This is a genomic window from Brevibacillus daliensis, from assembly GCF_021245735.1.
In the GTDB taxonomy this organism is placed as follows: Bacteria; Bacillota; Bacilli; order Brevibacillales; family Brevibacillaceae; genus Brevibacillus_B; species Brevibacillus_B daliensis.
Map to the genome: position 1 here is coordinate 1 of NZ_JAJISB010000082.1, position 409 is coordinate 409.

Here is a 409-nt window from a genome sequence, read left to right on the forward strand (position 1 = left end):
ATGATATGCTCCCCTTTAAGTAGACAGGTTTAATAAATAAACCACTACTTGAAGGGGAGTTTTCTTTGTCAAAAAAGAATGAATATAACGCTGCAGAGAAATTAGCCATCATTCAACAACTGGAATTAGGTCATGGCACCCGGACGGAAGTCGCCCAAGAGTACAATATAAGTGTTACTACCTTAGTGAAATGGCGGCATCGATACGAGTTGTACGGAATGAAAGGACTTGAAATTCGCAATCGTAATAACGGTTATTCTTCGGAACTAAAGCTTCAAGCTGTTCAAGATTACCTCTCGGGTCAGTATTCGCAATATGAAATTATCGATAGATACAATATTGCAAGCCGTACTCAACTCATAAGTTGGATCGACAAGTATAATGTTAATAGCAGCTTAACATCGTCTAA

1 protein-coding gene is annotated in these 409 nt (G+C 38.4%); it reads left to right on the forward strand.

Annotation, left to right across the window (positions count from 1 at the left end; all coding sequences use genetic code 11):
* Window positions 1-65: 65 nt before the first annotated feature.
* Window positions 66-409, forward strand: a 344-nt coding sequence (locus tag LM917_RS24315) for a helix-turn-helix domain-containing protein (protein ID WP_232700277.1), incomplete at its 3' end; no start/stop codon positions are given.